This window comes from Terriglobia bacterium (assembly GCA_036496425.1).
Classification (GTDB): domain Bacteria; phylum Acidobacteriota; class Terriglobia; order 20CM-2-55-15; family 20CM-2-55-15; genus 20CM-2-55-15.
The window spans coordinates 1-10604 of sequence record DASXLG010000327.1 but is presented as its reverse complement, the minus strand read 5'-3'; the positions used below and the strand labels follow the sequence as shown (position 1 = coordinate 10604).

Here is a 10604-nt window from a genome sequence, read left to right as displayed (position 1 = left end):
CTGAACGCTGACCGTATCACCGAGCTTCATCGTGGTGCGCGTCCAGCCGCCAGCCTGCAGCATGTGCGGCGGGCCCATTTCCAGGCCCCAGTTCGTGACCTTTCCGGCTTCGTCTTTAACATCGATATAGAACCAAACATGGGGATTGGTCCAGTCGATCTTCGTTACAGTCCCGGTCAACTTCACCTGCTTTGCGGAATCAAATTCGGCGCTGAACGAATGATGCGCCATCAAAGGAACTCCGGCAGCGAGGATGGTTGCCCCGATCATCAAGCCAAGCACGATCTTTTTCATCGTTATTCTCCCGATCTAAAAGTGGAATGTTCGGACAAAATACTGTCTAAATGCCAGAGCAAAAACACTACTGGCTGACCCACAGTTTTTATCCGTTCCACGTATACGTCAAGAAACAAAGAGTCCGGCCGGCCTTTATGAATAAAACTTAATCTGTCCGTCACCAGTACATAACCCGACACGCGACTCGAAATCTTGACCGATTTGCCGTCCAGCCGGACGGGCATCCGCGATTGTCAGCTTTGAACGGCAAAAGCTACCTACTCGATCCGGGGTGATTACCCAGCTCTCCGAAGAAATGACTCACTCCTCCGGGCGGTGGCTGTTTCTCGCCCCATGTCCAGTACAAGCCGACGTACGCATAGTTCTCCGTCAGCCCCGCCATGCTGTGTCCGTAGCAGAAAAGGAACTGATGGCCGGGGTTGTGGAAGTGATAGTAACCGCCGACATCCACCAGCGTTGAACCTCGTATCTGCGGCGTCGCGAGTCCTCCAGCCCCGTGCGAAAAGACCTCGCCGCCAAGCTCGATCCGCTTGTTGAAGGTGTACTTCACAAGGAAGCCGCCATAAACGAAGTTGCGGTAATCCACTTGCGGAACGACGGTGTAGCCGCCGCCTCCGTCAAAAAGCCACTTGCCGACGTTCTTTTGCGCCCACAGTGGCAGCTTGTACCAGACCTTGCCGACACCCAGCCCCCGGGCATAGCTGCCGGTCGGAATCTCGAACATCGTGAACGAGCCGATCTGCGGAATGTATTTTGATTCCTTGTAGAAGGCGATCTTGACACCCAGTTCGGTGTCGGTGAGGCCGAATTCGGCCGGGCCGGCGCCGGAGGGCAGATAAAGCGGGTTATTGGAAGGCGCCACCACGCCCCAGGGCAGGACGGCGTGTACCTGCACGCGCGGAATGGCGCCCCAATTGAACTCAAATGCCGGACCCGTTGCATCCGTCTCGACCGGTGTGCCGCCGGCGCCCCCGAAGATGTAGAACTCGTAATGATGGAGGTCGACAGGAACGGGATCGTCGGTCTGGTAGGGCGGCCCCTGCGCCCAAAGCTGGGGAACGGCACATAGGAACACCAGCGCTGCAACAAGAGCCAGGCGTCGAATGCTTACTGGGGGATTCATGTCAGAAGAGGCCAGATGAACAAACTGTAATTTTGCGTTCATGTACGTTTAGGTCCAACTTGTCCCGGTCCAATGATACTCATACGGCGGGAGTTTGTTTCATGCGGCTGTTGCTGGTCGAAGACGATATCGCCATTCAGGAGTTTCTTAAGCGAGCCCTCACTGAAGCCGGATACACGGTCGATGCCGCCTCAAACGCTGAAGGCGGAGAAGCTCTGGCGCGCGAAGGCGTCCACGACGCATTCATTATAGATCTCGGCCTTCCCGATCGCGACGGTCTCGAACTCATCGCCAGCTGCCGGGCGCATGGCAGCAACGCGCCGGTCTTGATTCTGTCGGCGCGAAGAACCGTCGATGAGCGCGTTCGCGGCCTCGAACAGGGCGGGGACGACTACCTCACCAAACCTTTCGCGCTGGCCGAGCTACTCGCCCGCCTGCGCAACCTTCTCAAGCGAAGCAGCACACCGCAGAAAGAATCGCTGAAGCTCAAGGTGGCGGACCTTCAACTCGATCTTGTCCGCCGCGAGGCGTGGCGGGGGGACCGGAATCTGCAGCTCACACCGCAGGAATTTGTTCTTCTCGAATACCTATGCCGGAATGAGGGCCGGGTGGTAACACGATCGATGATTCTGGATCATGTATGGCGGATGAGGATCGATCCCGCGACCAATGTCGTTGATGTGCACATCTATCGTCTGCGCAGTAAAGTCGATCGAGAGAGCGTGAAGCCGCTGATCCAGACGATTCGAGGAATCGGTTATGTTATCAAAGCTCCTTAAACCCTCCCGCAATACCGCGGCCTGGCGGATCTCCGTCTGGACAACCCTCGCTTTCGCTCTCGGCAGCGCGATTGCGTTCGGAATCACCTATTACGTCGTCTCGAACACTGTGCGGGAACGCAGCGATGCATGGCTGTCCGGAGAGGCGGAAGTGCTCAGCGAAGTCTCGAACAGCACTCCTCAGGACGCTCTGTACGATCGGATCATGGAGGAAGTCGCCGAGCTTGCGACGCACGAAATGCCCGACGAGTACGGCCCGCATTCCTCGCACGCCCGCTCCTCGGCGTTCTTCCTGCAAACCGGCGCCCGCGGCGAGGCTGCTCTGTGGGTCGGACCGGAGATGAAGGATTCTTTCCTCCGCGCCATCCAGAAGACGCGGCTCGTGCCGGAGACCCCGGAGTCGTTGCAGATCGACGGAGAATCGACGCCCTTCCGTGTGGTCGCGAAGAATCGCGACCACGGTGGAACGATTTATCTGGGACTTTCGGACAACTCAGCCCTCCATCTCTTGAACCGGCTCACGGCGCAGTTTTTCATGGTCTGGGCGGGGACGGTTTTCCTCGGATTCCTCATTTCGTATGCCAGCGCGCGTGGGACGCTGCTTCGCGTCGAACATATTTCCGAGACAGTCGCGCGTATCGGTAGCGAAGACTTGAGCAGCCGGGTGCCGGAAGGCAAGTACGCCGATGAAATCAGCCGCCTGTCGTCGACATTCAATCAAATGCTGGACAGGATCCAGGCATCGGTTGGACAACTCCGTACGGTCACCGATTCCGTTGCGCATGACATGAAGAGCCCGGTCACCGCCATCCGCGGCCGGCTGGAAGTCGCGCTTTCAACAAGCAACGACGGCCCCTGGCGCGAACTTGTCGCCGAGTCGATCGACACGCTGGACCGCCTTTCGCACCTTTTGAACACCATGCTGGATCTTGCGGAAGCCGAAGCGGGCGCCCTTCGCCTGAACCGGGAATCTTTGAGTTTGTCGGCCCTGCTACGCCAGCAGATCGATCTGTACCAGCCCGCATTGGCGGCGCACAACCACATGATCGAGGCGGATATCCAGGATGATGTGTTCATCAAAGCGGATGTCCCGCTGATCCATCGTTTGATGAGCAACCTGCTGGAAAACGAACTCGCCCACCTGGGCGATGGCTGCCGCATTCACATGGTCTTACAGCGTGCCGATCAAAACGCTCAACTCACCATCGAGGACGATGGGCCCGGGTTCCCGGCAGACATACGCAATCATGTCCTCGAACGGTTTGTGAAAGGAAAGCATTCGCGGGGCCATGGGCTGGGCCTGGCGTTCGTGAATGCCGTTGCCCAGGCGCACGGCGGCAGCGTGAAAGTCTCGGATCGTCAGGGCCGGGGCGCAAAAATCACCGTAAGTTTTCCAATTTAAAACCAAAGGCCGCAACGTGATTCAAGCGTTGCGGCCCCCCGCTCCCGCCTCAGTTCTTACTGATCGGCGTCTGAACGTTGTGAAAGCTGTTATTCTCGAGTCCCGCCGTTCTCCCATCCCGATCCGATTCCAACTGCACAACTCGGAGCCGGTCCTTAATACGGAAGGGGCACCATGAATTACTTTTTGTTCATAAAGCACGGCAATCATTGACATGCATCAAAGAAGAGCGACAATGCACAGTTAAGTCTGACAACCATAGAGGAGATTCTCATGAAACGTTTGTGGTACACGCTGGCGATTTCATTGATGTGCACACAAGTGGTGCTGGCGCACATCCGAATCGCTCCAACCGAGTCGGCGCTCGGAGCCAGAGAAAAATATACGATGCGGGTCCCCAACGAGAAACAGGTAGGCTCGAGCAAGATCGAAGGAGAGTTTCCAGCAGAACTGCAAGTTTACGACTTCGAGTTCAAACCGGGATGGAAGATAGATTTTAAAAAGGACGACAAAGGAAAGATCGTCGGCGCCACTTGGACCGGAAAGATTCAGCCCTACGAATTCGTCGAGTTCGGAATGCTGGCCATTAATCCGAAACAGGGGTCAAACCTGACCTGGAAATTTATCCAATACTACGACGATGGAACCAAAGAAGAATTTATCGGCCCCGCCGGATCGAGGCTGCCCGCACCTGTCGTAACGCTCAAGCCTGCGATCCCCGCGCCCTGAATCGAGCGCTGATGCCTGAGGCGCGCCCGGGAATCCGACATACATTATGAGCAGCACAATCCAAATCAAGGGGGAGTTTTATGCGAAGAGTTGCAGTCGTTCCGGTCGTCGCGGTCGTGATGCTGGCTGTTATTGCGCTGGCGCAGACGCCAGGTTCGGGGCCGTACAGAGTTCTCAAGACGGCCAAAGTCGGGGGCGTAGGCGGATTCGATTACGTCAATGCCGATACCGCCGGACGCCGGCTTTATGTTGCTCGCAGCGGACAAGGCACGGCACGCTTGACCGTGTTCAATCTCGACACTCTCGAACCGGCCGGCGAGATTCCGATGGTCAGCGCTCATGGAGCGGTCGTCGATCCGAAGTCCGGACATGGCTTTGCCAGCAGCAAACCGATCACCATGTTCGATTCGAAGACGCTTGCCGTCCTGAAGATGATCGATGTGATGGGCTCGCCCGATGGCATGCTTTTCGATCCTTTCAATGCGCGGGTGTGGGATCTCAGCCACCTTGCGCCCCATGTCACGCTTATTAACGCGAGTGACGGCAGCGTGGCCGGAACGATCGACCTGGGCGGACAACCCGAACAGGCCGCCAGCGACGGCAAGGGCACTGTTTATGTCGATCTCGAGGACAAGAACATGATCGGCGTGGTCGACGCCAAAACGATGATGGTCACACGAAAGTATGATATCGCGGGCAGCGGTGGTACATGTGCGGGCCTGGCCCTCGATACGAAGAATCAGATTCTGTTCGCCACCTGCAGAAATCCTGCAAACATGGTGATTCTGAGTGCGAAAGATGGAAAGATTCTCACCACCATCCCCATCGGTCCCGGCACCGACGGCGCCGCGTTCAACCCAAATACGATGGAAGCGTTCAGCTCCAACGGCGGCGACGGCACGCTCACGGTCGTGAAGGAAAACAGTCCCACGAGTTTCACTCTCGAACAGACGGTCCAGACAAAGGCCGGCGGGAAAACGCTGACACTCGACACCAAGACGAACCAGATCTATATCATTGCGGCTGAATATGAGGCTCCCGCGGCTCCTGCAGCCGGCGCAGCACCGCCGCCGGGCCGTGGCGGCCGTGGCGGCCGTGGCGGCCGCGGTGGCAGGGGCGCGATGGTTCCCGATTCCTTTTCGATCCTGGTTGTAGGTAAATAGCATTCCTCAGCTGGTAGCCGGAAGGCTGCAACAAATTCAACAGTTGCGGCCTTCCGCCTCTTGCCTGAGTTCAGTTCTCGGGCCGAGGGTTCAGATCGCGCGACAACATCAGTTTCAATGTCAACTTGTCGGCCCCGGACGTCACACCAATCCCGACTCCGGTTTCAATATTCACGGTCTTCGTGTCGTGATTAACGGTGGCCCAGATCTCGTGAAACTGATTATGCGGTGTGTCGAAATGATGGAGAGGGCCAAGATCGGCATATTCCTCAAGGGCGAGAGCCCACCTGTCGTTGAAGTTATATGCAAGCCGCGTTGCCGGGACGAATTCGAGATTGCGCGGGCCGCCGGTGTAGTCGGTATCCACAATCGGATTGAAGATGAAGTCCACACCACGGTGATGCACACCCACGATCGGCCTGATCTCGGAGGTGATGGTCCGGGACTCCCAGTATTTGTAATTGACGCTGAACTCGAAATTGACGCCATAAAAGAACGTGTGTTTGTTGGCGTGGGGCCGTACGAACAGTTCCCGCAGCTTGAAGCCGTTAATTGCTCCACCGCGGCCCTGGGAGTAAGGACTCCACACCGGCATATACAGCCCTTGCTCGAACCAGTCGTTTACGCCGTAGGCCCATTCGGCCGTGCCGTTGACCGATTTGTCGGGGATGATGCCTCCAGGGAAGTCCGCTGTCTTCCGTCCGATCGGCGTAAAATTGGTGTGTATCATCAGATTGAACACACCCGGATCGACAATCTCCGCATCGTAGACCTGAATCTCATCGGTCTGTCCAAAGGCCATCGAAGGCGCTACATAAAGGGCGGACGCAATGACCGTCAACAGTGATGCAATCTTCAGGGCGTAAGAAATCGTTCGCATAAGGTCTCTCTCTTAAGGCATGTCCTGTTGCAGGCTGCATGCTTTTCAGTTAAAAGGAAGTCTTGGCCTTCTCTTTATGATTGGCCGTTTCCGACTTTGGGCTTTGGTCTTTTCCGTGGTCACGGCATTAGGCGACGGAGCATTCGTCTTTCGCGTTCGAGGCTGTGGCTGTCTGGTCTCCGGCTTCATTCGTTTTGCCTGGCGCGCCCTTGACGCCGTTATTCGTTGGGTATCATACCCTTCGGAGCTCTGGAATCAACCATGATTGTCTTCATGAACGCATCGTCATTTGCACTCAATGACAGGTTCATGAGACTTCGGCTCTACTGGAATGTGCTCACGGCTTGCACCCGGAATGGAGGACACACTCATGCGGCTTTTCACCCTGACACTGCTGGTTTTCTGCTCTTCATTTTCAGCGTTGGCACAGGACGGCGCGGATCTGCAAAATGGCCCGGCCTTGCCGGTGGCGGAGGCTGCGTCGAATTCATCCGGCGATACAGGCCAGGCTCCGGCTCCCGCGCAGCAGCCAGGAGCGGCTCATCCAACGGCCACCACATATTCGAACGGATATGAGGTAAGATTGAAAATTCACAAATACGCCAGCTGGGCCACGCTGCCTCTATTCGGAACTGAACTCGGTTTAGGCCAATCGCTCTACAACAACCCGGAAACCGGAGCCAAAAAAACGGCGCATGTCGTAGTCGGCGCGGGGATTGTCGGGCTTTTCGGGGTGAATACGCTGACTGGAGGCTGGAATCTGTGGGAAGGCCGGCACGACACGGACGGACGCAAACTCCGGGTGATCCACAGTATTCTCATGCTGGCAGCGGACGGCGGATTTCTCGCAACGGAAGCAACCGGGCCGCATATGAAAAACGGAATCATCACGAATCCGTCAGATAAGTCGTTACACCGCGACATCGCCGTGGCGTCTATCGGTGTCGGCACTGTGGGCTACCTGATCATGTTATTTAAAGGAAGATGAATGACCGTTTGGATTTCTGGCATTTTGGACACCTGGGCTTCTTTTTATTCGAACCACGCCATGATGCGCACCCTTATCGGGTTCTTGCACATCGGAGGCCTGGTGATTGGCGGCGGCTGCGCGATTTCGGCCGACCGCCTGACGTTGCTGGCGGCGCGTCGTGGCTCAGCGGAGCGGACGAACCAATTGGGGATGCTCCGGGGCACGCATCGAATCGTTTTGATCAGCCTTTCGGCCGTCATCGTCAGTGGGCTGTTTTTATTTGCCGCCGATACCGGAACATTTCTACACTCGATCCTGTTCTGGGTAAAAATGGCAATGATCGGCGTACTGATGGCGAACGGACTTCTGCTCGTTCGGGCGGAGCGGTTGGCCGAGTCCGGCACCGTTCAGGCCTGGAGAACGCTGACCATCACGTCCACCGTCAGCGTCGTGCTATGGATGTTGACCACGCTGGCCGGCGCTGCGCTGCCGAACATCGGTTAGATATGCAGGAATCCAACAACAACTGCTCCGGCGGATCAAACCGCCGTGAATTTCTCCGCGCCGGAGGCTGTTTGGTCACCGCTGTGGCCGCTCTCGGTTTGCCCTCATCGCTGGCAGCGCTGCCTGTTGCTGAAACGAAAGGCGCCGGACCCGCCAATGAGAAACGGTTTCCGTTGCCGGCTAGCGACAGCGTCAATATCGATCGCCAGACTCAGGTGATTTTGATCCGCTTTCAAAACAGCGTTTATGCCTTCGCCCTCGCATGTCCACACGAGCACGCCGCCGTGAAGTGGCTCGCCAAAGACAAACGCTTCCAATGTTCGAAACACGATTCTCAATATCAACCGAACGGAACCTACACCGCTGGACGGGCAACGCGAAATCTCGACCGCTTCGCAATCCGGAAGGAAGACGCATCGATCGTCATTGACCTGCACCGCTGGTTTGAATCGGACAAGGACCCCGCAGGCTGGGCATCCGCGGTTGTTCAGGTTTGAGGACAGAAAAACCTGCGCAACGTCAGTTTTCTGCCGCCTCTCGGCGCTCTCTATCGGGAGCTTAACGGTTTACAAGGCTTTCGAGACTCTGCAAGCTTCTCTGCATGGATGCTGAACAAGGCCTGACGGCGCAGCCGATCCGCCACGGCAGAGATGTCCGTCTTCTGTTTGCGACGCGCATTCTCCGGCTGTTCGCGTACGGTTTCCTCTCGGTGGTGCTCATGCTGTATCTCGCGGAGGTGGGTCTCAACGAGAACCGCATCGGGCTGTTGCTCACGCTGACGCTGGCCGGAGATACCGTGATCTCGCTGGCTATCACGACGACTGCCGACCGGACAGGCCGGAAGACGATGCTGATCCTGGGCGGCGTGCTGATGGTATTTGCCGGAATCCTGTTTGCATCGACCACGAATTTCGTTCTGTTGCTGACGGCGGCGACGATCGGAGTCATCAGTCCGAGCGGGAATGAAGTCGGGCCGTTTCTCTCGATCGAACAGGCGGCGCTGTCGCAGATCGTTTCGGCCGAGCGCCGGATTCAGGTTTTCGCCTGGTACAACCTGACGGGATCGTTTGCGACGGCGGCAGGAGCGCTGACCGGCGGCGTGCTGGCGCAGACGCTGCGCTCGGCGGGGATGTCATCGCTCGAAAGTTACCGTGTGATTGTAATGATGTATGCGGGGATCGGCGCCGTCCTGTCGGTGATGTTCGCGTGTTTATCGAGAGCGGCCGAGCTAACACCGGCAGAGACGAAGAGCGCTTCGGAGGCGCGGGCACAACGGAGAGGGCAGCGGGTTTTTGGCGCATTCGGTCTGCACCGTTCGGGGCACGTGGTATTCAAGCTGGCGGCCTTGTTCTCGCTGGATGCGTTTGCGGGCGGGTTCATTCTGCAAAGCATCGTGGCGTATTGGTTTCATGTCCGGTTCGGCGTTCAACCGGCGGCCCTGGGCGGCATTTTCTTTTTCGGGAACGTCTTTGCGGGGATCTCGGCGCTGACCGCAACGCGGCTGGCAAAGCGCATCGGGCTGATCAACACGATGGTGTTTACGCATATCCCGTCGAATGTGGTCTTGATTCTCGTGCCGCTGATGCCGACGCTGCCGCTGGCGATCGCGATGCTGCTGCTCCGATTCAGCATTTCGCAAATGGATGTGCCGACGCGGCAGTCGTACACCATGGCAGTGGTGGACCCGGACGAGCGGTCGGCCGCCGGCGGCGTGACGGCGGTGGCGCGCTCGGCGGGAAGCTCGATCGCCCCGGCGATCGCGGGAAGGCTGTTGAGCGCGTCGATGTTCAATGCACCATTTTATGTATGCGGCGGCTTGAAGATTGTTTATGACCTGCTGCTGTATCGCAGCTTCCGCTCGGTGGGAACGCGGGATTTTCGTCAGTAACCCGCTGTCCAGATCGCATCACACCCTCCAGAACCAAGCGCGGAATTTCAGCCGGCACCGGTGACAGCGCCGCGGAGAATGAAGGAGCAGCAGCCACGGCAGGTCAGCCCAGTCCATACTTGCCTTGCCGATACTACCGAAACCGCATGCAGGACATATCATCGTTCAATGGTATGCGAAATAAGTCAGACATTGACAACGGTCGGAAATTTATCGCATGACCGTCATCCGGGAGCCGGCTGGCCTAATCCGCAAGATCGCCGAATCTAAAGGCGAGAGCCTGTTCTTGCCTTTTGTTTCGCTATGCCGGCATCTACACAATCGGAGGTCCGGCGGCCGGAATCGTTTCACCTCAAAGGCTGAAATGAGTCGAATGGTAGTCTTGGAAGGACTGAGGGAATGGTAGTCTTGCCCGATGGTTTTCGGAGAAGTTCTCTCTCTGGCCTGCGCGCTGAGCTGGGCCTTCGTTCTGATTCTGTTCCGGCATACGGGACGATCCGTTCATCCATTTGCGCTCAACCTCTTTAAAAACCTGATCGCCTTTGCCCTGTTTATACCCACCATTCTGCTTTGGTACGGACTTCGGCCGCCCGCGATATCGGCGCTCGACTTCGGGCGCTTATTTCTCAGCGGATTTCTCGGGCTTGGCGTCGCGGACACGCTGGTGTTTACCAGCCTGAATGTCCTCGGCGCCGGGGTCATGTCGATTGTCGAGTGTCTGTACAGCCCCTTCGTGATTCTATTTTCGATAGTTTGGCTGGGCGAAACACTCTCGCAGACACAGGCACTCGGTTGTGCACTCGTGATCTCTGCCGTATTTATGGCCAGCGTCACTGTAAAAGTGCATGGTGTGCCGCGGCGGGAAATCC

The 10604-nt window shown here is 57.3% G+C and carries 12 protein-coding genes; 9 read left to right on the top strand and 3 right to left on the bottom strand.

The genetic code is table 11. The annotated features are described in order from the left end of the window. Both VGK48_23775 and VGK48_23770 read right to left on the bottom strand, forming a co-directional pair. Positions 1–294, bottom strand: a 294-nt coding sequence (locus VGK48_23775; protein HEY2384204.1) for a DUF6152 family protein, incomplete at its 3' end; no start/stop codon positions are given. 256 nt (positions 295–550) lie between these two features. Next, positions 551–1420 carry a hypothetical protein gene (locus VGK48_23770; GenBank protein ID HEY2384203.1) on the bottom strand — a complete coding sequence of 290 codons (870 nt, stop codon included), beginning with the start codon at positions 1418–1420 and terminating at the stop codon, positions 551–553. Positions 1421–1521: 101 nt separating this feature from the next. Between VGK48_23770 and VGK48_23765 the strand changes: the two genes are divergently transcribed. From VGK48_23765 to VGK48_23750, 4 genes are all read left to right on the top strand, one after another. Continuing rightward, the gene (locus tag VGK48_23765; GenBank protein HEY2384202.1) at positions 1522–2199 is read left to right on the top strand and encodes a response regulator transcription factor; all 678 of its coding nucleotides are present in this window, start codon (positions 1522–1524) and stop codon (positions 2197–2199) included. Beyond that, positions 2180–3601, top strand: a complete 1422-nt coding sequence (locus tag VGK48_23760; GenBank protein HEY2384201.1) for an ATP-binding protein — start codon at positions 2180–2182, stop codon at positions 3599–3601. The genes VGK48_23765 and VGK48_23760 overlap by 20 nt, the downstream gene beginning before the upstream one ends. A gap of 273 nt (positions 3602–3874) precedes the next feature. Next, a complete protein-coding gene (locus VGK48_23755) occupies positions 3875–4330 on the top strand; it encodes a DUF1775 domain-containing protein (GenBank protein HEY2384200.1) in 456 nt (151 codons plus the stop codon). Positions 4331–4410: 80 nt separating this feature from the next. Then, entirely contained in the window at positions 4411–5493 is a 1083-nt protein-coding gene (locus VGK48_23750) for a hypothetical protein (protein ID HEY2384199.1), read from the top strand. 70 nt (positions 5494–5563) lie between these two features. On the opposite strand, the gene VGK48_23745 is transcribed toward VGK48_23750, so the two are convergent. After that, entirely contained in the window at positions 5564–6373 is an 810-nt protein-coding gene (locus VGK48_23745) for a hypothetical protein (protein ID HEY2384198.1), read from the bottom strand. A 370-nt stretch (positions 6374–6743) separates the two neighbouring features. On the opposite strand from VGK48_23745, the gene VGK48_23740 reads away from it, so the two are divergent. From VGK48_23740 to VGK48_23720, 5 genes are all read left to right on the top strand, one after another. Continuing rightward, positions 6744–7361 carry a hypothetical protein gene (locus VGK48_23740; GenBank protein HEY2384197.1) on the top strand — a complete coding sequence of 206 codons (618 nt, stop codon included), beginning with the start codon at positions 6744–6746 and terminating at the stop codon, positions 7359–7361. After that, positions 7362–7847 carry a hypothetical protein gene (locus VGK48_23735; protein HEY2384196.1) on the top strand — a complete coding sequence of 162 codons (486 nt, stop codon included), beginning with the start codon at positions 7362–7364 and terminating at the stop codon, positions 7845–7847. A gap of 2 nt (positions 7848–7849) precedes the next feature. Then, positions 7850–8344, top strand: coding sequence for a Rieske 2Fe-2S domain-containing protein (locus VGK48_23730; GenBank protein HEY2384195.1), 495 nt, complete (start codon positions 7850–7852; stop codon positions 8342–8344). A gap of 104 nt (positions 8345–8448) precedes the next feature. Then, positions 8449–9735 (top strand): MFS transporter, encoded by a 1287-nt coding sequence (locus VGK48_23725; protein HEY2384194.1) that lies wholly within the window; start codon positions 8449–8451, stop codon positions 9733–9735. A 415-nt stretch (positions 9736–10150) separates the two neighbouring features. Continuing rightward, positions 10151–10604: DMT family transporter (locus VGK48_23720; protein ID HEY2384193.1), on the top strand; the 454-nt coding region annotated here is incomplete at its 3' end.